The sequence below is a fragment of the Corallincola luteus genome (assembly GCF_004336975.1).
Classification (GTDB): Bacteria; Pseudomonadota; Gammaproteobacteria; order Enterobacterales; family Neiellaceae; genus Corallincola; species Corallincola holothuriorum.
The window spans coordinates 1231005-1253422 of sequence record NZ_SJXE01000001.1 but is presented as its reverse complement, the minus strand read 5'-3'; the positions used below and the strand labels follow the sequence as shown (position 1 = coordinate 1253422).

23 protein-coding genes are annotated in these 22418 nt (G+C 49.9%); 4 read left to right on the top strand and 19 right to left on the bottom strand.

Going from position 1 to position 22418, the window contains the following annotated elements; translation table 11 throughout:
- Positions 1 to 202: 202 nt before the first annotated feature.
- A complete protein-coding gene (gene rfaH / locus EZV61_RS05545; RefSeq protein ID WP_165419419.1) occupies positions 203 to 712 on the bottom strand; it encodes a transcription/translation regulatory transformer protein RfaH in 510 nt (169 codons plus the stop codon).
- A 358-nt stretch (positions 713 to 1070) separates the two neighbouring features.
- Positions 1071 to 1409 carry an endonuclease domain-containing protein gene (locus tag EZV61_RS19695; protein ID WP_131414720.1) on the bottom strand — a complete coding sequence of 113 codons (339 nt, stop codon included), beginning with the start codon at positions 1407 to 1409 and terminating at the stop codon, positions 1071 to 1073.
- Between the two features lie 1435 nt (positions 1410 to 2844).
- On the opposite strand from EZV61_RS19695, the gene EZV61_RS05535 reads away from it, so the two are divergent.
- Both EZV61_RS05535 and EZV61_RS05530 read left to right on the top strand, forming a co-directional pair.
- Complete coding sequence (locus EZV61_RS05535; protein WP_131414562.1) at positions 2845 to 4437, top strand: peptide MFS transporter; 1593 nt, start codon at positions 2845 to 2847, stop codon at positions 4435 to 4437.
- A gap of 894 nt (positions 4438 to 5331) precedes the next feature.
- The gene (locus EZV61_RS05530) at positions 5332 to 5646 is read left to right on the top strand and encodes a hypothetical protein (RefSeq protein ID WP_130567875.1); all 315 of its coding nucleotides are present in this window, start codon (positions 5332 to 5334) and stop codon (positions 5644 to 5646) included.
- 103 nt (positions 5647 to 5749) lie between these two features.
- On the opposite strand, the gene EZV61_RS05525 is transcribed toward EZV61_RS05530, so the two are convergent.
- The 10 genes from EZV61_RS05525 to ccmA are packed head-to-tail and all read right to left on the bottom strand — an operon-like array spanning position 5750 to position 13959.
- Positions 5750 to 6556: an MlaA family lipoprotein gene (locus EZV61_RS05525; RefSeq protein ID WP_240695149.1), complete on the bottom strand. Its 807-nt coding sequence runs from the start codon at positions 6554 to 6556 to the stop codon at positions 5750 to 5752.
- 58 nt (positions 6557 to 6614) lie between these two features.
- Positions 6615 to 7967, bottom strand: a complete 1353-nt coding sequence (gene ccmI / locus EZV61_RS05520; RefSeq protein ID WP_131414561.1) for a c-type cytochrome biogenesis protein CcmI — start codon at positions 7965 to 7967, stop codon at positions 6615 to 6617.
- The gene (locus tag EZV61_RS05515) at positions 7967 to 8497 is read right to left on the bottom strand and encodes a cytochrome c-type biogenesis protein (protein ID WP_131414718.1); all 531 of its coding nucleotides are present in this window, start codon (positions 8495 to 8497) and stop codon (positions 7967 to 7969) included. Before EZV61_RS05515 ends, ccmI begins: the two co-directional genes overlap by 1 nt.
- A gap of 11 nt (positions 8498 to 8508) precedes the next feature.
- A complete protein-coding gene (locus EZV61_RS05510) occupies positions 8509 to 9102 on the bottom strand; it encodes a DsbE family thiol:disulfide interchange protein (protein WP_114339727.1) in 594 nt (197 codons plus the stop codon).
- A complete protein-coding gene (locus EZV61_RS05505; protein WP_114339728.1) occupies positions 9099 to 11099 on the bottom strand; it encodes a heme lyase CcmF/NrfE family subunit in 2001 nt (666 codons plus the stop codon). Before EZV61_RS05505 ends, EZV61_RS05510 begins: the two co-directional genes overlap by 4 nt.
- Before the next feature lie 2 nt (positions 11100 to 11101).
- Positions 11102 to 11578 (bottom strand): cytochrome c maturation protein CcmE, encoded by a 477-nt coding sequence (gene ccmE, locus EZV61_RS05500; RefSeq protein WP_114339729.1) that lies wholly within the window; start codon positions 11576 to 11578, stop codon positions 11102 to 11104.
- Complete coding sequence (gene ccmD / locus EZV61_RS05495; RefSeq protein ID WP_114339730.1) at positions 11575 to 11778, bottom strand: heme exporter protein CcmD; 204 nt, start codon at positions 11776 to 11778, stop codon at positions 11575 to 11577. The genes ccmE and ccmD overlap by 4 nt, the downstream gene beginning before the upstream one ends.
- Positions 11775 to 12551: a heme ABC transporter permease gene (locus EZV61_RS05490; RefSeq protein WP_114339731.1), complete on the bottom strand. Its 777-nt coding sequence runs from the start codon at positions 12549 to 12551 to the stop codon at positions 11775 to 11777. Before EZV61_RS05490 ends, ccmD begins: the two co-directional genes overlap by 4 nt.
- 45 nt (positions 12552 to 12596) lie before the next feature.
- A complete protein-coding gene (gene ccmB, locus EZV61_RS05485) occupies positions 12597 to 13265 on the bottom strand; it encodes a heme exporter protein CcmB (protein WP_114339732.1) in 669 nt (222 codons plus the stop codon).
- 1 nt (position 13266) lies between these two features.
- Positions 13267 to 13959: a cytochrome c biogenesis heme-transporting ATPase CcmA gene (gene ccmA / locus EZV61_RS05480; RefSeq protein WP_114339733.1), complete on the bottom strand. Its 693-nt coding sequence runs from the start codon at positions 13957 to 13959 to the stop codon at positions 13267 to 13269.
- A 171-nt stretch (positions 13960 to 14130) separates the two neighbouring features.
- On the opposite strand from ccmA, the gene fliK reads away from it, so the two are divergent.
- On the top strand, positions 14131 to 16446 hold the full coding sequence (gene fliK, locus EZV61_RS05475) for a flagellar hook-length control protein FliK (protein WP_131414560.1): 2316 nt from the start codon (positions 14131 to 14133) through the stop codon (positions 16444 to 16446).
- Between the two features lie 15 nt (positions 16447 to 16461).
- Positions 16462 to 16806, top strand: coding sequence for an EscU/YscU/HrcU family type III secretion system export apparatus switch protein (locus EZV61_RS05470; RefSeq protein ID WP_131414559.1), 345 nt, complete (start codon positions 16462 to 16464; stop codon positions 16804 to 16806).
- A 27-nt stretch (positions 16807 to 16833) separates the two neighbouring features.
- On the opposite strand, the gene EZV61_RS05465 is transcribed toward EZV61_RS05470, so the two are convergent.
- Genes EZV61_RS05465 through EZV61_RS05435 form a run of 7 tightly spaced genes read right to left on the bottom strand, consistent with a single transcriptional unit; the run spans position 16834 to position 22406 of the window.
- On the bottom strand, positions 16834 to 17241 hold the full coding sequence (locus EZV61_RS05465) for a DUF2802 domain-containing protein (RefSeq protein ID WP_114339736.1): 408 nt from the start codon (positions 17239 to 17241) through the stop codon (positions 16834 to 16836).
- 27 nt (positions 17242 to 17268) lie between these two features.
- Positions 17269 to 17748 carry a chemotaxis protein CheW gene (locus tag EZV61_RS05460; protein WP_114339737.1) on the bottom strand — a complete coding sequence of 160 codons (480 nt, stop codon included), beginning with the start codon at positions 17746 to 17748 and terminating at the stop codon, positions 17269 to 17271.
- Positions 17749 to 17807: 59 nt separating this feature from the next.
- Positions 17808 to 18758, bottom strand: coding sequence for a chemotaxis protein CheW (locus EZV61_RS05455; RefSeq protein WP_240695148.1), 951 nt, complete (start codon positions 18756 to 18758; stop codon positions 17808 to 17810).
- Positions 18755 to 19546, bottom strand: coding sequence for a ParA family protein (locus EZV61_RS05450; protein WP_114339738.1), 792 nt, complete (start codon positions 19544 to 19546; stop codon positions 18755 to 18757). Before EZV61_RS05450 ends, EZV61_RS05455 begins: the two co-directional genes overlap by 4 nt.
- A 31-nt stretch (positions 19547 to 19577) precedes the next feature.
- A complete protein-coding gene (locus tag EZV61_RS05445) occupies positions 19578 to 20534 on the bottom strand; it encodes a flagellar motor protein MotB (RefSeq protein WP_114339739.1) in 957 nt (318 codons plus the stop codon).
- Between the two features lie 2 nt (positions 20535 to 20536).
- Positions 20537 to 21280, bottom strand: coding sequence for a flagellar motor protein (locus EZV61_RS05440; RefSeq protein ID WP_114339740.1), 744 nt, complete (start codon positions 21278 to 21280; stop codon positions 20537 to 20539).
- Positions 21273 to 22406: a protein-glutamate methylesterase/protein-glutamine glutaminase gene (locus tag EZV61_RS05435; RefSeq protein ID WP_114339741.1), complete on the bottom strand. Its 1134-nt coding sequence runs from the start codon at positions 22404 to 22406 to the stop codon at positions 21273 to 21275. Before EZV61_RS05435 ends, EZV61_RS05440 begins: the two co-directional genes overlap by 8 nt.
- Positions 22407 to 22418: the final 12 nt, after the last annotated feature.

Sequence of the window (22418 nt, the reverse complement as noted above, 5' to 3'; positions counted from 1 at the left end):
CGCTACCGCCCTTGGGTTACGGCCCCCAAATCGCCTTAACAAATTGAATTTTATATATTTAGGCCCACTACGCTGAGCTATTGCGCACAACCAACTCATTGTGACCGCGCGCATTCTACAACAAACCCGTCGCCGTATACCAATCGATGTCAAATTATATGACAGTTGATTTATCGGCTAAACGCGTCACGTTCTTATCAATTCATTGTTTCTGCAGGTGAATATTCTCAACGGATACCCGTTGCTGTTTACCAAGCAGATCAATCAACACAAATGCCCGCTGTTCACCATCTTCGAGCTGATAAAGCGCATCCAAACCTTTCAAGCTGCCATCAGTGATTACTACTTTATCTCCTGACTGCGGCGCACTGGCGTCGATCTGCGCAACCATTTCCCCGCAGCGTTGTTTTATTTCATCAATTAACTGATCTGGCACGCTCGACAAATGGTTACCAAAACGGACAACAGCACTGACTCCGCGTGTCGATTGGATAGTTGTTAGCGCAATGAGCTGAGGGTTGAAACGAGCGAATATATAGCCGGGGAAGAGTGCTTCAGAAGCTGCGGTGCGTTTACCACGGGAGATTTTAGTTACGGTGATTTTCGGAAAATAGGCCTCAACGAGCTGCAACTCTAGGTTATCAACAGCACGTTGCTCTTGCCGAGCTTTTACCTTTAGCAGAAACCAATTTTCCAACTGAACAGACGACAAACAAAACTCCTTGGCTTGCGGATCACTGCACCTGACAATAGAAAGCCGATGTAACTATAGGCGCTTTTGGAAAAAAATGAGCCGCTCTTCCCTGTTGCGCGGAGTTTAACAAGAGTTTTGACCGTGGTCGAGATGTTACACGCTTTGCTACTTAAGAATTTACCGAATTATCCCTGATATTTGATTTTGATAGCCGCTGCACTTGGTACTCACCCGGTAGCTGTAACTATTTTGTTCTGAAGAGTACGATTACCGAAAGTTAGCAAAGGGCATTAAAGTCACTTTACCCTTGTTGGAGAGAATTGAGGACGAAGGGCTCAGATGGAAGATAGGAGATAGGAAGATAGGAGGCAATAAGTTACATATCTAATTGCGCATTAATCACCTCTAGCACACCTTGTAAATTTTCGATCACCTCATTGTTCCAGAAACGTATCACATGAAAACCCAGCCTCTGTAAATAGGCTGTTCTGACCTCATCATAGTTGGCCTGCGATATATGCTGGCTTCCATCAAGCTCCACAATGAGGTGACGCTCTAGGCAAACGAAGTCCACAATGTAGCGGCCTAAAGGAACCTGACGACGAAATTTGCAACCTTGTAGTTGCCTTGCGCGAAGCTTTGACCAAAGTTGCTTTTCGACGTCAGTTTGGGCTTTTCTTAGTGCGCGAGCTTTTAAATGTAATGGTGAAGAGATGATTCCATCCTTGGAGTATTTCTAGCCGTCGTCTGAGTATAGCCGTTTGTAGCAGCGCTGATGGTTACAACTTCTCACACCGTAGCAGAAGTCGAAAACAAAGGAGTTAGCATAGAGCAAAGAGCAAAAGTCCCCTCACCCCGGCCCTCTCCCCTTGGAGAGGGGGCAAAAGTGTGCAACCGGAACATAGGTAACATTTTAAACCGGCAACATGGGTTACACCTTTTCAAAGGCTGAGTAACGCCATTCGGTCAGTTGCTGAACCTTCATTGTCTCGTTGAATGAATTAGACTATGGGGTAGTCTCCCCCAGGAGCAAGGCAAAACTCGTTCGTGGTTGGCTTTTTTGTTTACCTCTTCTCCCTTAGGGAGAAGATTGAGATGAGGGGGCTTTTGCTGTTGCCACTAGATACTGACGGTATCAGCAAATACTAACCTTGATGTCTCTGCGCCACCGATAATACTTATTCTAGTATCAAATACCCCTCACCCCAGCCCTCTCCCCTTGGAGCAGAGCAAAACTCGTTCGTCGTTGCCTTGTCTGTTTACCTCTTCTCCCTTGGGGAGAAGATTGAGATGAGGGGGCTTTTGCTGTTGCCACTACATACTGGTGGTATCAGCAAATACTAACCTTGATGTCTCTACGCCACCGATAATACTGATTCTAGTATCAAATACCCCTCACCCCAGCCCTCTCCCCTTGGAGAGGGAGCAAAAGCTTATCGTGTCGCTGAATGAATTAAACAATGGGGGAGTCTCCCCTAAGAGCAGGCAAAATTCGTTCGTCGTTGCCTTGTCTGTTTACCTCTTCTCCCTTGGGGAGAAGATTGAGATGAGGGGACTTTTGCTGTTGCCACTGCATACTGGTGGTATCAGCAAATACTAACCTTGATGTCTCTGCGCCACCGATAATGCTGATTCTAGTATCAAATACCCCTCACCCCTTGGAGAGGGAGCTAAGATGTACAACCGGAACATAGGTAACATTTTAAACCGGCAACATGGGTTACACCTTTTCAAAGGTTGAGCAACGCCATTCGGTCAGTTGCTCAATTTTCATTGTCTCTTTGGATGATTTTGGCACGGGGTACTCCTCTAGGAGCAGGGCAAAACTCGTTCGTCATTGCCTTGTCTGTTTACCTCTTCTCCCTTGGGGAGAAGATTGAGATGAGGGGGCTTTTGCTGTTGCTACTATATAATGGCGATATTTCAACAACACTGGCGCCAAACACTCGTATAAAAAACAAGCTACACGGCTATGTTACAGGCTCGCTCTAGCGCTAAACCATTGAGTTGACACTACGGGCTTCGCAAAAATACGCTTACTTGACGCGCTTGATTGATTTTATCCCCCCTTTCTAGGTAAGGTTGCAGCGATTTTTCAAACAATAACTATATAAATAATTCTAAATATTACTCCTCCAGGGTGAAAAAACATGAGCAACACACCTTCTCAGGGAACCCTACTTGGGCATCCTAAGGGGCTTTTTCTATTGTTCGGTACCGAACTATGGGAACGCTTCAGTTACTATGCAATGCGCGCCATTCTCGTACTCTATCTAGTTGATAAGGTCAGCGGTCAAGGCGGTAATGGTCTGGGCTGGACCGAACAAGACGCCATCAGCCTTTACGGCACCTTCACTATGTTGGTTTACCTGACACCCCTGATTGGTGGATGGTTGGCTGATAACCACTTAGGTCAACGCAAGTCGATCCTCATCGGTGGCTTTTTAATGGCCATGGGCCAGTTCACACTTGCCATGCCACATGGCTGGTTTGTAGGCCAGGAAAACACTGTTTTCTATGCAGGCTTAGCCCTACTTATCTGTGGTAACGGTATGTTCAAGCCGAACATTTCAACCATGGTTGGTGATCTGTATGAAGATGGCGACCATCGCCGTGACGGTGCATTCACTATCTTCTATATGGGCATCAATATCGGTGCTTTCCTTTCCGGTATTTTGGTTGCCAGTGCTTATCAGTCGTTCGGTTATACCGAAATCGTTAACGGCAAAGAGATCTTCGTAAACAACTACCAGGCAGGCTTTGCTGCTGCGGGTTTCGGTATGCTGCTGTCTCTGGTTATTCAGGGCATTTTTGCTCGCAAACTGCTGGGTGACATCGGCACAGTGCCGGTAGCAAAACTAAAAGCAAACCAAGCAGCCAAAGATGAAGGTCAGACAGGTCCTCTGTCAAAAGTTGAGCGTGACCGCATCAAGGTAATTTTCGTATTGGGCTTATTTACTATCGTATTCTGGGCAGGCTTTGAGCAAGCTGGCGGCCTGATGAATATCTACGCAGATAAGTTTACCGACCGTATGGTTGGTTCATTTGAAGTGCCTACGGCATGGTTCCAGTCCATCAACGCCTTCTTTATTGTGTTGTTTGCTCCTATTTTTGCCAGCCTGTGGATTAAGTTGGGCGATAAAGAGCCTAGCTCGCCAGCCAAGTTTGCCCTCGGTTTATTTCTATTAGGTCTTGGCTTCCTATTCATGGTTGCTGCATCTATGCAGATCGCCGGTGGCGACGCCAAAGCAAGCCTGTGGTGGTTAGTCGGTGCTTACCTATTCCATACACTGGGTGAACTTTGCCTTAGCCCGGTAGGACTATCCATGGTAACCAAACTAGCCCCTGTGAAACTGGCCAGTCTATTTATGGGTCTGTGGTTCACCTTTGCTGGCATAGCAAACAAAGTTGCTGGCTTTGTGGGCTCCTTTATTGGTGTACACGGCAATGGAGAAGCCTTTAGCAGTCAGTGTACCGCACAAGGTATCACCGACGCTGTTAAGTTGACCGAGTGTGTTGATGGCTTAAAAGAAGCAGCGATGATCGACAAGTCTTTGTCTATCTTCATCGGCTTGGTGATCACCGGTGTCGTGTCAGCAGTTATTTTGTACCTGATTTCAGACAAGCTGATTGATTGGATGCATGGTGCAGAAGACTCTCATCCAACCACAGAAGATGAAGCGTTGGAAGAAGAGATGCAAGTGACAGGTACACACGAAGCGATGCCTGAAACCAAGCGTTAATCTCCAATAGAGCGATTTACGATTGCTATCGAAGCCCCGCAAAGTGCGGGGCTTTTTGCTTTCTAATATACCCTATTTAACCTCTTCTCCCTTGGGGAGAAGATTGAGATGAGGGGACTTATTCTTTTTAATGCGGCAGCATCAGCAAGCGCCAACCTGGATCTATTTGCGTTACCAATAATGCTGGTTCTCGTTTCAAATACCCCTCACCCCAGCCCTCTCCCCTTGGAGAGGGAGCAAACAACAGAGATTAACGACTAAGCGCTACGACTGACGAGGGAGCAAAGCTTATCGCCTTGCTGAACAAATGACGTAAGAGAGAAAAGTCCTCTTAAATAGGGAGCAAACCTCGCTCGTCGTTGCCTTTAGCCTCTTCTCCCTTGGGGAGAAGATTGAGATGAGGGGACTTTATCTTTTTAATGCGGCAGCGTCAGCAAGCGCCAACCTGGATCTATTTGCGTTACCAATATTGCTGACTCTCGTTTCAAATACCCCTCACCCCAGCCCTCTCCCCTTGGAGAGGGAGCAAAGCTTATCGCCTTGCTGAACAAATGACGTAAGAGAGAAAAGTCCTCTTAAATCGGGAGCAAACCACGCTAATCGTTGCCTTTAGCCTCTTCTCCCTTGGGGAGAAGATTGAGATGAGGGGACTTTTTCTTTTTAATGCGGCAGCGTCAGCAAGCGCCAACCTGGATCTATTTGCGTTACCGATAATGCTGGTTCTCGTTTCAAATACCCCTCACCCCAGCCCTCTCCCCGTGGAGAGGGAGCTAACAACAAAGATTAACGACTAAGCACTATTACTGACAAGGGAGCTAGCTGCTGAGAACAGCGGCTAAGCTTCATACTAACTCTGCGCTCTGTCATAATGCGTTGCGGTTCACAGGAGCAGTTATGACAATACATTTTACTTTGGCAAAGCATCCACTATTACGCGATTTTCGACCCACAGATCGTCTCGCTATATTTTCCCTTGCCTATATGGATGTGAAAGGTTGGCCCAAATTGGCTGTGAACATCTTTAAGCTGGCTCTTTTGATCCCACCATTTCTGTGGTTAGCCAATATTGATGTCTGGTGGCAAGCATTACCCGTCGTGTTAGCGATCCCGCTTTACCCCCTGCTGACTCGCCCTGTGCAGCTTTGGGCAGTGAGTGAGTTGCTACCGGCGGCAATTAAAACCCATCAACAGCAAATGGCATCAAATTAGTGTTGCGCTAAGTTCTGAAACCATAAAGCCCAGCAATCGCTGGGCTTTGTGGTTAAATATGACGAGATAAACTTATCTGTTCAAATCTAGGGGGATTTCCAACTCAAAGGTCGAGGCCGTCGATAAAGTCGTCAAATTCCTCTTCCTGTTGAAAATCTTCCGGCACGTTACCGTCATGAACTTTCCACTCCATGTGCTTGAAGTAGGCTTCACGCACAAATGCATAAGGATCCAATGAGTCATACAACAGCTTTTCCTGACTCATCAACTCAGCACGTTTATACAGGCCGCTCATCAATCCTTTGATCAGCTTTTGCGTAAAGCTAAGCCACGATAACGGTGGATACATGTTATCAACGTAATCACCCACCTCTTCCCGCACCGCGGTCGGGCCTAGCACCGGAAACATCAAATAGGGGCCATTACCGACACCATAAAATGCCAGTACTTCACCAAACTCATCCTGCTTGCGCTCCATCCCCATACGTTCTGCAACATCGATGGTGCCTAATAGACCCACCGATGTATTAATCACAAACCGCCCTGCGCTATTGCCGGCATCAGAAAATTTACCCTGCAGCGTATTATTCACTGTGCTCGATGGCTCGTTGAGGTTCTCAATAAAATTATTGATGCCATCTTTCATCATATCCGGCACGGCATGGACATAAACAACGGCCGTGGGACGGAACAGGTACTGATCGAGGAAGTTAAAGTTAAAGCGCCAGATCAGACGGTTAATCCCTTCGATAGGGTCGCGATCATCGTCATAGCGGGCATCCAACCAGGGATCCTGATACGCCGTCTGCGGCAGATCGGGCACACTGAACTTGGCCGCAAAAGCGGGTTGGCTGACAACGCCAACCGCACACAAGAGGGCAAGGGTGATCACCCGCTTGATTTGTTTCATCAACATCATTGAAAACGTATTTCCCTAACTTTAAAAAAACGTCGCGTATTCGCGCTATTTAGTGCTTGGTATTAATTGTCACACTGGTGGCATGTGGCTCACCATTGAGCGACAAGGCATCACCGATCCCTTCCAGTTCACCTGCGGACAATTTGACATCCTGATCCACCGATATCCGCGCAGTAACATACACTTCTGGAAAACTGGACAGCTTCATCGCTGGCATCATCGCATCACTATCCGATAAAACGACTTTAACTGGAAAGTTACCCAACGGCATTCGCTTAACAGCCAATGGCATCGGCGGACCATCTTTCGCCCGAGCAAACACCACCAAATTACCATTCGTTGGTAACTGACTACGCAGTTCCGGGGCAAGCTTGACCACCACAGAGAGTTGCTGGCCTTGCACCTCTTTAGATTGAGGCGCAGCTGCTTCTGCCACGGGAGTCGATTTACTAGCCGGAGCAGCGGGTGAAGCTGCTGGTGATGCCGCACCGCCTTGGGCTAACTGCATCTCCACCATTCGCAAGGTGCGCTCGATGGTTGCTTTACGCGGGTCGTCCGCTGGCAGCAGCGTGGCCATTTTCCGCCAAACTGTTGCTGCAGTTCCATGATCGCCCTGCTCAAATGCTTGAAATGCTTTTAATGATAATGCATCCAGATTATTAGGTTCATGGGCGATCAACGCATCGAGAATGCGGGCACCACGATGAACCACCTGCGGATCCTGCGCATACATCGCCACTTGCGCGTAACCCAACGCTACCGATGGGTTAGTTGGTGCTAACTCATAGGCGCGTTCCATCGATGCCATCGCCAGCTCACCATCATTCACCGCCATACCGACACGACCAAGTAGCAACCAGACCGAGGGATCATCCGTTGGTTTGTGGTGCAGTTCGGTACGCAGGGCTAAGGCGAAATCACGCATATCTGTTTCAGAAAGCGCCTCCCCCTCCTGCATCACACCGCGTTGGATATACTGCTGCAGTTGACTGTGAACATTTTGCCAATGGGTCACCTGCTGATACGCACCAAACTGCCAATACCAAATCGCTGGCACAGCAACCAGCATAACCACACCGATGCCCCAGGCCAGCAGATGCTTGTCGCTACTAGGTGACTTCACGGGAGCGCTTAGATCACTATCAACGTCATCCAGCAGACTGGATTTCAACTCTAATACCATGGCATCAAAACTGGCTTGCTCTAATTCACCGTTGGCCAGCTCAGCTTCCAGTTCAGTCAGACGCTCACGATAAATGCCTTTATTCAGTTCCGCCTGTTGTCGACCGTCCCCCACCAGCTGCTCATCGTCAGCTGAACTTTTATAGCGTCGAAGCGCAGGAAACAGCAGCACAAGCGACAAAACCACCAAGGCTACGGCAGCGATCCAAAACAGTGTCATTACTTTTCCTTATTGGCCGAAGTGTTTGGCGAATCCGCTGCAGCAGGTGTGGAACTCGACGCACTGGGTATCGCCTCACCTAACAGCTTCTGAACTCTTTCATCATCGATCTGGATCTCGCTACGCTGTGATAGTTTCCGCCCGGCACGAACACGCCATACCACAACGAAACCAGCGATCAGTATCAACAAAATCGGTCCAGCGATGATTACGGACGCCGCGGAGGAAGGCGGCTGGTAATGCACAAAATGGCCGTAACGAGCCACCATATAGTCCACCACCGCTTGCTTGTCCTGACCTTCGCTAACCATCTCATACACCTTGGCTCGAAGATCCTGCGCCAATGCCGCATCGGAATCAGCGATATTTTGATTTTGGCATTTCGGGCAACGCAGCTCAGCGGCGAGTTCGCGGAACAGGGCTTCCTGCTCATCAGACTGAAACTGATAGGCTTCAATCGCGGCACTGACAGGGAATACCAATAGTGATAATGCGATAGCCAGCAGTTTAAGCGGCTGCATCAATCTCATTCTGGGCTGCATTATTTAGCCACCTCACGCAATCCTCGAGTTAACGACGCTTGTGGTACCGTCTTTGATTGGCTCGCTTCACGGTACAGAGGCTCCAATAACGCTTTCCAATTACGCGCGTTAACGTCACCAACATGGCGATATACCACCACACCATCAACATCGATAATGTATGTTTCCGGCGCACCATAAACCCCGAGATCCAACGCCAGTGTGCCCCGCACATCCAGCAGATTTACCGCGTAGGGGTTACCCAGTTGGGCTAGCCATTGCTTGGCTTTTACCGGGTCATCTTTGTAATTAAGACCGATGATATGAACGCCAGTCGCCGCCAATTCATTCAAAAAAGCATGCTCAGCACGGCAAGTGGGGCACCAGGTAGCCCAGACATTCAGCAGCGTCGGCTGTCCCGCCAATACCGCTTGATCACGGATGACGCTTGGTTGATAAAGATCTGGCAGTTTGAACGCCGGCACCGGCTTGCCCACAAGCACCGACTCCAGCTCCCTTGGGTCAGAGAACAGTCCGCGCATTAAAAATGCCGCCAAGCCTAGGAACAGCAAAAACGGGATAAGAAAAACGAATAAACGCTGCTGACGGCTCATACTGCCTGCGCCTCCGTGACTTTAGTTTCATCACTTTTAGATGAAGCAGGCGTAACCACTGTTTTTTTCGCCATACGGTAACGACGATCCATCAACATCAGTAAGCCACCCAAAGACATCAGCAATGCCCCCGCCCAGATCCAGCGGACAAATGGCTTGTAATAGATACGTACTGCCCAGGCACCATCGGTTAACTCTTCGCCCAGCGCCATATACAGATCACGGGTAAAGCCAGCATCAATTGCTGCTTCTGTCATAACCGAGCGTTGTACAGGGTAAAAACGCTTCTCCGCCACCAAGGTGGTCAACTGTTTACCGTCCTCGAATACCGTAAGTATGCCCGCACTGGCGCTATAGTTTGGTCCCTGAACATCCTTAACGCCCTCAAAACGAAACTGATAATCGCGCATTTCAACCGTGTCGCCCGGCACCATACGGAGATCTTTTTCAATGGTATAGCTGCTGGTCAGTGCAATGCCTATCAAGGTCACGGCAAAACCCAAGTGCCCCAAAACCATTGCCCAGTGGGAGCGGGTCAAGCGGGTTAAACCGCGCAAACCGTCATTCTTCACCCCGATACGTAGGCGGATCTCCTGCACAGTGCTCAAGGTGACCCATAGCGCCAGGGCTAGCCCCAACACCGCATGCCAAGGCATGCTATCGGCATAGATCACCGGCAACACAAAGGCTAATAACAGTGCCATACCGCCAGCAATGGTCAAAGGCATAGCCAAAGGCGACCAAGCTTGACGACGCCAGCGGGTCAAAGGCCCGATACCTAACAAAATGGCAAAAGGGATCACCAAAACGGTAAACATATCATTAAAGAATGGCGCACCAACGGAGATACTTCCCAGCCCTAACTCTTTGTAAAATAGAGGAAGCAAGGTACCAAGCAGCACCACTAAGGTTGCAGCCGTGAGAAATACGTTATTACCGATCAGCATGACTTCGCGGGAAAACAGTTCATAGCGACCATGGCTTTTCACTTCACTGCCGCGCCAGGCAAACAGCACTAATGAACCACCAATCACTATCCCCAAGAAAGCAAGAATAAACAGACCCCGCGCCGGATCACTGGCAAAGGCGTGAACCGACACCAGCACCCCAGACCGCACAAGGAAGGTACCTAACAGGCTTAGCGAAAACGCCGAGATCGCCAGCAGTACTGTCCATGCCTTAAACACACCACGTTTTTCTGTCACCGCCAATGAGTGGATCAATGCGGTGCCGATTAACCAAGGCATAAACGAAGCATTCTCTACCGGGTCCCAGAACCACCAGCCGCCCCAACCTAGTTCGTAATACGCCCACCAGCTGCCCAAAGCGATGCCTAAAGTAAGGAATATCCATGCCGCCATTGTCCAAGGACGCGACCAGCGAGCCCAGGCGCTGTCTAAACGCCCTGTCATCAGCGCGGAAATAGCAAAGGCAAAAGCCACGGAGAAACCCACATACCCCATATACAGCAAGGGCGGATGGATAATCAGCCCCACATCTTGCAACAACGGATTAAGATCCCGTCCATCGATAGGGAAGATTGGCAGTAAACGGTCAAACGGATTAGACGTGAGTAAGACGAACAGATAGAAACCTATCCCCACCATACCCATCACGGCCAGCACACGTGCAACCGCATCAAGCGGCAGGGCGCGACTAAACAGGGCAACGGCGGCTGTCCACCCCGACAGGATCAGCACCCATAGTAATAGCGACCCTTCATGGGCCCCCCATACGGCTGACACCCGGTAATAAACAGGTAACGCAGTATTTGAATTGTGCGCCACATAGGCAACGGTAAAATCGTTGTAGACAAACGCCCATACCAGACACAAAAACGATACAAACGTAAACGCAAATTGACCCAATGCCAGCGGCCTTGCCAGTTTCATCAGCCCCTGTTTTTGGGTTAGCGCACCATACAACGGATAACTGGCTAACAAAAACGAGAGCGTCATCGCGATGATCAGGGCAAAATGGCCAATCTCTGGGATCATGACTAGCTCTCCGTGTTGCCGTAATCAGACTTCATATGATCCATGCCTTTAAGTGCTTCAGCTACTTCAGGCGGCATATACTCTTCATCATGCTTAGCCAGCACTTCGGTCGCCTGCACGGTATTAGCATCTAGCAGTACGCCCTGCGCGACAATCCCCTGCCCTTCACGAAAAAGATCCGGCAAAATTCCATCAAACACCACGGTGGCCACAGGGCCGGAATCAATTACGTCAAAACTGACTTTCAGCGATTGTGGATCTCGCACCACAGAGCCCGGCACCACCATGCCACCAATCCGCAGCCTTTGGCCGACGGCCGGCTTTTCCAGATTAGGGCCTTTACCGTTAACCAGCTCACTAGGGGTATAGAACAGATCGATATTCTGATTCAACGCATACAGCATGAGCGCAATCACCGCTCCGGCACCAGAGATGATAGCAATGGCCGTTAATAGGCGCTTTTTACGTCTTGGATTCATAGGGCGCGCTCCAGTTTCTGTGCTTGGTTACGACGAACATCTCTAGCCATTCTCGACATAATCTCTTTCTTTAACGCTTTCTTTGACCAAACAATCCATCCCACCATGGCCAATAAAACAACGGCCGATAATGCAAAAGAGGCGATGATATAAGCATCATGGATACCGGTTTGCAGGCAATCACCGATCACTGGTGTCATAACGGAGCCCCCTTCTCATTTGTGTTTGCGCTGGTGTCACTGATTTTTAATACCTTAGCGACCCACGGACGGTTAGCTTCCCGCCGCAATATCTCATTACGGAAATTGGCCAATCCCATCGCGACCATCACCAACGAGATCGCCAGGATATTGATAAGCAAGGGCCACAACATACTGCTATCCATGGATGGTTTTTCAAATTTACTGATGGTGGCACCTTGATGCAGCGTGTTCCACCATTCGACGGAGTAATGGATAATAGGTAAGTTCACCACCCCAACCAAAGCTAAAATGCCGGCAGCGCGTCCGGCTAAGGTGCGATCGGGAAATGCGTTATATAAAGCAATCACGCCGAGATAAAGAAACAGTAGGATAAGTTCGGAAGTGAGTCGGGCATCCCAGATCCACCAAGCGCCCCACATCGGCTTGCCCCAGATAGCCCCCGTTGCCAAGGCTATCACGGTAAAAGCTGCGCCTACCGGCGCAAATGCCGCCACCGCATAGTCGGCCTGACGGATCTGCCAAACCATGCCCACCAACGCAGCGATCGCCATCGTCACATAAGCACCCATGGAGATAAACGCCGCAGGTACATGGATATAGATAATGCGGAAACCATCACCCTGTTTGCAATCCGTTGGCGTAAAGCCTAACCCCCATACCGTACCAATCAGCAATAGCAGCGCCCCCGGCACCATAAACCATGGCAACATACGACCGGCCAGTCGGTACGCATTTTCAGCTTTTGCGTAAGGGTGTAACCATTTCCACATAGCATATCCTGATATAACGGGTGGCTAGATTTAACGCTATCAGCGTTAGCTATTACTTACTTTTAATCCTGCGGCAGTCGCTATGGGTGCCAGAACCAAAGCACCGACGAAAAACGCAGTCAAAATCGCTAATTGGCCATTGTATGGCATATTCAAACCCGCAGCATCTATCGCCGACGTAGCAAAAATTAACACTGGGATATAGAGCGGCAAAATCAGCAAACTCACCAACACGCCGCCGCGACCAATCCCAACCGTTAATGCCACACCAATAGCGCCGAGCAGGCTCAATGCTGGTGTGCCGATCAATAACGTCAACACCACAGCTTCAAACGTGTTGAAATCTAACCCCAGCAGCACTGCCAGCAAGGGTGACAGCAAAACGATAGGCAGACCGGTTAACAGCCAATGGGCAGTGACTTTCGCCAACACCATAATGCTGGCGGGAATCGGCAACAACAGCATCTGTTCCAGCGTACCATCGAGAAAATCATCCCGGAACAGACGCTCCAAGGCCAACATAGAGGCCAACAAAGCCGCTACCCAAACAATTCCAGGGGCCATACGTAGCAACAGATTTGGCTCAGGCCCGATACCAAGGGGAAACAGCGTGACGACAATCAAGTAAAACAACAGCGGGTTGATAATATCCGCTTTACGTCGCAGGGCGATTTTTAACTCACGGCCGATAAGATAACGGTAGGTCGCTAACAACTTATTGCACCCCACCTGAAACGAGTACTTGCTGAGGGGCCGGTTCAGATCCTGTTCCCGCCCCGGCAACGTCTTCCACAGAGCTGCCCAGCATCAAACGACGAACCGGCACCGTTGGCATGTGCAACTCTTGATGGGAGGTCATAATGATTGCACCGCCTTGCTGCAGGTGGGCGGCAAAGTGTTGTTGCAAGCCTGCAACACCTTGCTTGTCCAATGAAGTAAATGGCTCATCTAAGATCCACAACTTGGCACTGCTAAGCCACAACCGTGCCAAAGCAATACGACGCTGCTGTCCAGCACTTAGCTTACCGGCAGGCATATCCTCATAGCCGGCCAAACCAACTAAAGCCAACATCTGCCACAATGACGCATCCACTTTTGCCGGGGCGACCTGTTGGTAGAACTCTAAATTCTCCAACGGCGTCATCTCTTGTTTGATGCCTGCTTTATGGCCAAGATACAATAACTGGGAAAAGTAACCTTCACGATCGCTGTCAATCGCTTCGCCGTTAAACAGAATACGTCCTTGCTGCGGTTGCGATAACGCTGCGAGAATGCGCAACAAACTGGTTTTTCCTGCACCATTAGGGCCTTCGATCTGCAATAACTCACCACTACCCACAGCAAGATCAAGTGACTGAAACAGTAACCTATCGTCTCTTATACAGCAGAGCCCCGTCGCTTCCAGCATTACTCAGAGTTATCCCAGTTAAGAATTAAAAATCCCACCCGATGTTAACACAGCCCGTACCGGTAACAAGGCTACAAAATGTATGGACATTAAGGAGTGAAAACGTCGTCACAGTCAAACTGCAAATAACCGATCATTGCTCTTACTTCACAAGCACACTAGGCTAGCGATATGAGTAATGAGATCCCACCATCGCCGCCCCAATCAAGCAAGCTGTCAGCATCCGCTGCGGCTCTTGGCCTTGGCGATAATCAGGCTGGGATCGCCTCCAATAGCGCTAAACTGGCCAACGGCACCTATCTAGCGACCGGCGCGTTAAGTTACCAGCAGGGTCAATGGCAACTAACAACATCAGCCAACTCAGCAGCAGCCACAGGCCACGGCCAATCGACCGCAACCAACAACGAAAAACCATTACCCCTGCCCGGCAATACAAACCTGCCCGCACCGATTAAACAAGCGCTGCAATCAGCCACGCAACAACTGGTAAGTTCAAATGCTGGCAATCCAGCACTGACAGCAACACCGGGGCAGCTTCAAGCCACACTGGCGGTCAATATTGAAATCAAAGTCACTGGCCAGCAGGTCACTGTAACACTGCAACTTCCGGCACAAGCAGGACAAGTTGTGCTGCCATTAACGCTGACGGATAAACAAGCACAGAGCTTACTCAATCAACTCAACCAAGGTGCCCAAAGTGTCGGCTATCAACGGCCCAGCCTCCACCCGACGCTTCAGCAGCCAATGCAGGGGCAACCCTCAGGACAGAACCCACAGCAAGGCATTCTCTCTTCACTTTCTCCGGCACAACTAAAAACCCTTGCCAGCATGTTTACCGTCACGCAAGCCGACCAACGTTGGCAAGTAACGATGAATCAAATCACCACGGTACTGCCTCCGGCAGCCCAGGCGCAGTTACCAGCAACACTCCCTCTCGCCCCCGAGTCTGCAACATCACTGCCGAAAGTGGAGATAGCAAACGTAGCGGTGATGCCAGCAAAAACCGTAGGCGAGGCGCTTAAGCAGATTGCAGTGTCATTACGCTGGCAGCAGCCGAGTCAACCTGTGGCACAATTTCAGTTAGCCAAAGAACTGGCAGGCGCACTGCTAGGAACGGAGGCCAAAGCCCAGCAATTGAACCTCCCCTTGCAAACAAACCGCGATGGTGGGATCGCAATCCAACTGCCTAACGGTCAGGCGCAACCTCTGCCCAAAGAGCTCCAAGCACAACTTACCAGTCTCGCCGTTTTACCTAAGCAACTGACGATCGTAAAAACCAGCAATGGTTATCAGGTAAGTTGGCCAACGCCCCCCACGGCAGGCCAACCGGGACACTCTCAGAGCCACCAGATCAATGACAGCTCTCTGTTGGGCAGAGAGTTGGCAAAATTGCTGATCTTAACGGCTGCCATACCGCGCACCGACAAGCCTCTACTGAACAACGCCCAACCGGGACAGATCACCTTGTCTCAGCAGGCGGGAACGCCACCACCTAAGCAGGTTTCAGCAACGCCAGAGCTAAGCAACGCCCAAGTGGCTAGCTTGAAACAGCTACTGCCCCTGCTATCGCAAGGCGTAAAGCCTTTAGACAGCGCACTGACGAACCTGCAAAAAATGGTTAATGAACTAGCAACACCTAGCCAGCCATTACCCGCTGATGGCGCACAGAAAATAGCGGGTTCGGGGGCAACGGAGCTGGCCAACGGCATCAAAGCACTGACTGAGCAGTTTCTTCAACAGACGCCAAAAACCAGCGAGGTGAAACCGGAGCAAGTGCAGCAATGGATCCGGTCACAATTACTATTTCAACCTTTCTCACCACAACTGATGGCGATGACCTTAGCGACACTGCAGGGCGGTAGTCCGATGGCCACGCCTGCAAATGATTCGTTAGGCCTACTGATGAATCTGCTGTTTTCAGGGAAGCTATCCACCTTATTGAATAAAACAGCGGTTAAGGCTGGTGCTACAGGTCGTTCGTTTGAACAACGGTTGTCCGGCAATTCGCTTCCGGCCCGACAACTGCAGGGGTTACAACAAAGCGTTGGTCAGATAGCCCAACAAACACAGCTATTTCAGGCGCAGAGCAGCGAACAAGCAACTGGCTCCCCCAGCTATTTTTCCCTGCCAATCAACGAAGGGGGTCTATTTAAGCAAGTTGAAGGGCGCATAGATCCGCCCCGCGATGAAGATAATAAAGACAATCCAAATCAGGATGAAAAACTAAAGAACTGGCAGCTGACATTAAAACTGGATGTGGGTGAACATGGCGCGCTCATGGCGCAAGCCAGACTGCATGAGCAACAACTAAAGCTGCGTTTAGTCGCTAGTAAAGGCGGACTAAAACGACTAGTCGACAACCACCTGTCAACACTCGACACCCGTCTACAACAAATTGGGTTTAATACAGAGATCGCCAGTAAACAAGGCACCGTTCCTGCCACCTTGTTGCCAAAAGAGCACCAGCTGATCGCGGTGCAGGTATGACAGGAGATTTAATCCATGAGTGAAGATCAAAGCAACGAGGAGTTACCTACTGAGCAGCCCGCAGCCAAGCAGCTCGAAGCGATCGCGCTCGGGTTTGATGGTAACCAGGCCCCAGAAGTGCTTGCCAAAGGATATGGGTTACTGGCAGAAGAGATCATCAACGAAGCGCAAGCCCACGGCATTCATATTCATCAGGACCCAGCGCTGGCGGCCTTTCTGCAAAAAATCGAATTAGGTGAGGAGATCCCAAAGGAACTGTTCACCGTGATCGCTGAACTGATCGCGTTTAGTTATCTACTGCAGGGTAAAATGCCGGAGTTTTGGAAAACAGCTGGCGGCGGCATCGGCGCCAAAGTCTAATAGAACAGAGCGCTGCTGGAGTGCGCTTTAGCTGGTGGTTTTATTGCGATGAAGAGTAAATAGCAGCTCCGCTTCCGCCCGAGGCAACTCACATTCAGTCATTACCTCTTCTAGATCGGCCCCGAGCGATACCATTTTCATCGCTCGGTTGTACAGTCGATTCTCTGGGTCATTGAGCGCCATGGCTTCTTGCTTTTCAGCCGTTTCTAGCACCTCTTGTTCCAGTAGCTTCACTCGCTTAACCACGCCTAACGCACCAGCGCGGATCTCATGCAGCTCCTGCCGCACTTCATAGAGCTGCTGTTCTGCATTGTCTCGGTCTGATTCCAGGATCTGCATCCGCTCATTCACGCCATGCAGCCACCACCAAACGCCCACAGCAAAAACTACAGGCATCAAAACAGATAGTACCAGCGCTAACTCAGCAAGGGTCATGCAATCATCATCCGACAAGCAACCAGCTTAGAAGCCGTGCAGATCTTCCCACTCTTCATCGGTCAATAACTTGTTGAGATCAACCAAGATAAGCAGTTCGCCATCACGATTTGAAACACCCTGAATAAACTTGGCGCTCTCTTCAGTACCGACATTTGGTGCCGTATCAATCTCAGACGATCTGAGATAAACCACTTCAGCAACACTGTCGACCAAAATACCGATGACCAGCTTTTCCGCTTCAATAATCACAATACGGCTATTATCAGTCAGCTCTGCTGGCGGCAAACCAAATCGCGACCTGGTATCGATCACGGTAACCACATTACCGCGCAAATTGATAATACCCAATACGTAGTCTGGAGCACCGGGTACAGGGGCGATTTCGGTATAACGCAAAACCTCCTGAACCTGCATTACATTAATGCCGTAGGTTTCATTTTCCAGTCGGAAAGTCACCCACTGCAACACTGCATCATCACTCTGGGTATTACGCTCTTCAGCCATTAGTTACGCTCCTACGCTTCTAAGCTAATGCTTAATAGACTATCCACCGAGTCTTAAACTCAGCTTTCTAGCCCCTTATCTAGCAGGGAAATTAATTGTTCAACATCCAATAATGCACACATACGGTCTATGGCCATCCCTGCTAACCAAGGACGTTTACCACGCTCTGTACGCCACTTGATACCCTCTTGAGATAATGGCTCTGCGGTGACAATGTTTTCCACAGCCAAACCCCAAGGCGAACTATCAAGCATTATAAGATATTGATAGTTTAGGTGCTCTGCCAATTTCTTATTGTATTTCTCTGGCATGACCCACATCGCAGTATCTACCACATTGTGCTTCTCTCCGCGGACGTTCATCACACCTTTGAACCACGAAGGCTTGCCAATCAACTTGTGGATCCGCCCTATCTGCATGATCCCCCCTAGCTGTTTAAGAGGAACAGCCAGGGTTAAACCTGCCACTTCAAAGAACAGAGTCTGAAATTCACTATCATTGAGTGGACTATCCACCTTAGTTGGCGGAATAATCGTTTCCGTTAGCTGGTCTAAACCAGATTCAGCCAACAGGTTTTTCAACCCTTGCAGCTCAGGATCGGTTGCTATCGTTAGTGGCTCAGCTGGCGCGCTTTCGATCACAGGCGCAGGCTTCGCAGGTTCTTCGATAACCCAATCCTGGATCTCTTCTGGCAACTCCCTGACCGGCTTTTCAGCTGACGTATCAGCTGTCGTCAATGATGCCAATGGAGAAGCCGTATGTTGGGCGACCTGCTTCAGTAAATCTTCTACCGGCTGCGCCTGGCGCACCAAGGTTGATGTCTCAACATCAGGTCGCTCTGGCTGTATCTTAGCTTGAGGCTGTAACGACGAAGTGGTTGAGCGAGATAAAACATGCGCAGCTTCAACCGATTCTTTTGGCATCGCCTCTACCGCGCCATCATCCTCATGCAGCATAGCGCCAAAGTACTCTGCCATGGTGCGCTCTGTAGCGCTGAGGAAATCCTTCATGGCATATCCTGGGAGGCAGTACCCACCTGCTGCAGGTAATTCAGCAGGGTTTTATAGGCAATCACACCGCGAGAGTGTGGCGTGTGCATGCTGGGTGGTCGATGATGCAGGCTAGAATCACGAAACTTGGTGTCAATAGGAATAGCCCCATTCCACACTTCATTGGGGTGTCGCTGCTTTAAGTGCTCCAGCGCCTGCAATGAGGCGCGGGTACGCTTGTCGTACATGGTTGGTACTATGGTTGACTTAAATTGATTGTCACAACTGCGCTGCATGATCTCCATAGTGCGAACCATGCGCTCCAAGCCCTTTAAGGCAAGAAACTCAGTCTGCACCGGGATCAAAATACGATCACAGGCAGCAAGTGCATTTACCATTAGCACCCCCAGTACAGGCGGGCAATCAATCAGTGCATAATCATATTGGTCTTCCACTAAAGACAGAGCGCGCCTTAGCACTAACCCCATTCCGTCTTGCTGACCAAATTTTCGGTCTAGTGTCGCCAGCGCCATGGTCGCAGGCAGTAAGTCGATCCCTTCAAACGGCGTTTTTAAACGTGCAGCTTCAACCATTTCACGCTTAACAGCACGGCCAGCAAGAAACAGATCATAGGTGGTTATATCCAGAGATTCGGCATCAATTCCTAGGTAATAGGTCAATGAAGCATGGGGATCAGTATCGATAAGCAGCACATTGTGACCCCGCTCAGCCAGGATCCCAGCGAGAGTGATCGCAGTCGTTGTTTTACCAACGCCGCCTTTTTGATTTGCGATTGTCCAGATCTTCAATCTGACTACTCCCAACCTTACCTAATTCTGTTCAATCATCACGCGTGGTAATACGCAATGCGCCGTTCGGTAGCCGAATAAAGCGTATCTTGCTACGTTTTTCATCGCTCTGAGTATCCGCCGCTGGCGTATCTGCACCTTGCGTATCCATATCATCGTCCGCTATGAGAATTTCATTAGCGATTTGGATCTCAGGAGTCCAGGCATACTTAGAGACAGCAATCACTACGCGACGATTTTCCGCTCTCCCACGCGCCGTATCATTCGATACTTTTGGCTGATAAGGGCCATAAGCTTCTATCGCCAGCCTTTCAGGATCCAGTTGCTGCTCCAACAAGCGCAGCACTGATGTAGCCCGAGCAACAGATAATTCCCAATTGGAAGAGAACTGTTCGTTACGAATTGGCTGATCATCAGTGAATCCCCTCACTCGAATATAGTTGGCCGATTGAGAAAGTGTATCAGAGATGGAGGAGAGCACAGGCTGAGCATTCGGGCCTAAACCGGCAGAGCCGCTGGCAAATAACAAGCCACTGCGCAGCTCTAAGATCAACCAGTCGCCATCTATCTCAACATCAGCTAAGCCACTTTCAACCACAGGAAGTAGCGCTTCGTTTAACTGGTTTTCCAATTCACTCAGTGGCGTACCGGTGCGCTGTTTGTCTAGCGTTGTCAGCTCAGTGTCGGCGTCAACCAGCTTTGACCCTTTAGCGTCAACTAAGCTCTCACCATAGAGAGGGGTATCTGCATGCTTCGATTCATCTAGCAGTCCTTCACCAGGTACACCTGTGCCAGGATCTTTTTGCTGACTGAAAACTTCACCCAGCTTATCGGATAGCTGTTCAAACTTTTCGTTATTAATCATTGCCATCGCATAGAGCACAACAAAGAAGGCAAACATTAGCGTCATGTAATCGGCGTAGGAAACCAACCAACGATCTAAGTTTTCATGGTCTTCGGTAAGGTGGCGACGACGATAACGATACATAATCAGCGCGGAACAAAGGCGAGTAACCGATGTTCTATCCGATGTGGATTCTCTCCCTGAGCAAGCGCCAGGATCCCCTCCACTACCATCTCTTTGCCTAACACTTGCGAATGCACCAAAGCACGTATCTTATTGGCGATCGGCAGAAAGAGGATGTTAGCGAAACCCACGCCATATATTGTGGCAACAAACGCTGTTGCGATCCCTTTGCCAAGTTCGTTCGGATCAGAAAGAAACGTCATGGCCTGAATCAAACCCAAAACAGCGCCGATAATGCCGATGGTGGGGCTATAACCTCCCATAGATTCAAACACTTTGGCAGAACGTAACATATGCTCTCGATACAAAATAATCTCTGTATCCATCGCGTCACGGATCACTTCAGGCTCTTCTCCATCAATCAACATAATCAATGCCTTACGAGTAAAAGGATCCGATTCTTTCGATAAAGCATCTTCCAGTGCTAAGAAGCCCTTTTGCCGTGCGACTTCAGACCAAGCAAGCAGCTGAGAAACAAGACGTGGATGCTGCTCTGGCGGTGGAAGGATCATCCACTTTAGCAAAACAAAGGAGTGTACAAATTGTCGCCATGGCGTTTGGATCATCACCGCACCCAAAGTGCCACCAAAGACGATTAAGAAAGCAGGCCCGTGGAGCAATGACAATGCACTGCCACCTTCCCATACCTGTCCGCCAATAATGGCAACCAGCGCAACAACAAACCCAACAAGGGTGAGTTTATCCATTCCCCGCTTCCACGATGATGCGCTCCGCGCATTGATCTAATGGGATAGAGGCTTCAGACAAGCCTGCGGCAGCGACCGCCTGCGGCATGCCATAAACCACACAGCTTTTCTCATCTTGCGCCCATATTTTGGCGCCCTTCTGCTTTAACAAACGTGCGCCATCACGACCGTCAGCCCCCATCCCGGTCAACACGACAGCTAACACGTCACCACCGAAAACCTTGGCACAAGCAGCAAAAGTGACATCAACACAGGGCTTGTAATTGACCTTGTCACCACCGTCTATAATGCGCAACCGGGCATTACTATCGCGCCCTTCCACTAACATCTGTTTGCCGCCGGGTGCTAGATAGGCATGTCCGGGACGCAGTACGTCGCCATCCTTAGCCTCTGACACCTTCAGCTTACAAATCGAGTTTAAACGCTGAGCAAATGCCCCGGTAAAGGACGCCGGCATATGCTGGATCAAAATAATCGGCTGTGGAAAGTTGGCAGGAATTTTGGTCAAAATAGTTTGAAGTGCAACGGGGCCACCGGTTGATGTGCCAATGGCCACCAACTTATATCGTTTACCACTGCGTTTCGCTGGCAGTGAGCGCCGGGCGTCACTGCTTGCAGTTGAAGCGGTTACCGATGGTGTTCTTCCTGCCAAAGGCCGTGGCGTGACGGGCGTACGACCGCCAGCGCTAGGTGTTGGTGCTGGAGCGGCCCTGCGCGCAGGCATAGCCCGGCGACGCCCCAAAGCAGTCACCCGAGACTGTAATAAGCTCGCAGCCTCGTCTCTGTCTTTGGCAATGTCTTCAAACTTTTTCGGCAGGAAATCCATTGCGCCAGCGTCTAAAGCGTCGAGTGTTGCTTTAGCTCCCTCTTGTGTGAGAGAAGAAAACATCAGGATCGGCGTGGGGTTTTCCGCCATAATCACTTTCACGGCCGAGATACCATCCATTACTGGCATCTCAATATCCATGGTGATCACATCAGGCTTTAATTTCTTTACTTGTGCGACTGCTTCCTTACCATTATTCGCACTTCCAACAACCTCTAATCCTCGATCTTTTTCAAGGATCTCGCTGACTCTGCGACGGAAAAAACTGGAGTCATCGACAACCAGTACTTTAATGGCCATGAATACCTACTC

Bases quoted from the DNA above. Each gene is read 5' to 3' on its own strand.
- ccmI (WP_131414561.1), bottom strand. From the start codon at position 7,967: ATGACACTGTTTTGGATCGCTGCCGTAGCCTTGGTGGTTTTGTCGCTT.
- EZV61_RS05470 (WP_131414559.1), top strand. From the start codon at position 16,462: ATGAGTGAAGATCAAAGCAACGAGGAGTTACCTACTGAGCAGCCCGCA.
- ccmD (WP_114339730.1), bottom strand. From the start codon at position 11,778: ATGACACCAGTGATCGGTGATTGCCTGCAAACCGGTATCCATGATGCT.
- EZV61_RS05455 (WP_240695148.1), bottom strand. From the start codon at position 18,758: ATGAAGGATTTCCTCAGCGCTACAGAGCGCACCATGGCAGAGTACTTT.
- ccmE (WP_114339729.1), bottom strand. From the start codon at position 11,578: ATGAATCCAAGACGTAAAAAGCGCCTATTAACGGCCATTGCTATCATC.
- EZV61_RS05465 (WP_114339736.1), bottom strand. From the start codon at position 17,241: ATGACCCTTGCTGAGTTAGCGCTGGTACTATCTGTTTTGATGCCTGTA.
- EZV61_RS05490 (WP_114339731.1), bottom strand. From the start codon at position 12,551: ATGTGGAAATGGTTACACCCTTACGCAAAAGCTGAAAATGCGTACCGA.
- EZV61_RS05460 (WP_114339737.1), bottom strand. From the start codon at position 17,748: ATGGCTGAAGAGCGTAATACCCAGAGTGATGATGCAGTGTTGCAGTGG.
- fliK (WP_131414560.1), top strand. From the start codon at position 14,131: ATGAGTAATGAGATCCCACCATCGCCGCCCCAATCAAGCAAGCTGTCA.
- EZV61_RS05535 (WP_131414562.1), top strand. From the start codon at position 2,845: ATGAGCAACACACCTTCTCAGGGAACCCTACTTGGGCATCCTAAGGGG.
- EZV61_RS05525 (WP_240695149.1), bottom strand. From the start codon at position 6,556: ATGAAACAAATCAAGCGGGTGATCACCCTTGCCCTCTTGTGTGCGGTT.
- EZV61_RS05510 (WP_114339727.1), bottom strand. From the start codon at position 9,102: ATGAGCCGTCAGCAGCGTTTATTCGTTTTTCTTATCCCGTTTTTGCTG.
- EZV61_RS05530 (WP_130567875.1), top strand. From the start codon at position 5,332: ATGACAATACATTTTACTTTGGCAAAGCATCCACTATTACGCGATTTT.
- EZV61_RS05440 (WP_114339740.1), bottom strand. From the start codon at position 21,280: ATGGATAAACTCACCCTTGTTGGGTTTGTTGTTGCGCTGGTTGCCATT.
- EZV61_RS05505 (WP_114339728.1), bottom strand. From the start codon at position 11,099: ATGATCCCAGAGATTGGCCATTTTGCCCTGATCATCGCGATGACGCTC.
- EZV61_RS05445 (WP_114339739.1), bottom strand. From the start codon at position 20,534: ATGTATCGTTATCGTCGTCGCCACCTTACCGAAGACCATGAAAACTTA.
- ccmA (WP_114339733.1), bottom strand. From the start codon at position 13,959: ATGCTGGAAGCGACGGGGCTCTGCTGTATAAGAGACGATAGGTTACTG.
- EZV61_RS05515 (WP_131414718.1), bottom strand. From the start codon at position 8,497: ATGAGATTGATGCAGCCGCTTAAACTGCTGGCTATCGCATTATCACTA.
- EZV61_RS05435 (WP_114339741.1), bottom strand. From the start codon at position 22,406: ATGGCCATTAAAGTACTGGTTGTCGATGACTCCAGTTTTTTCCGTCGC.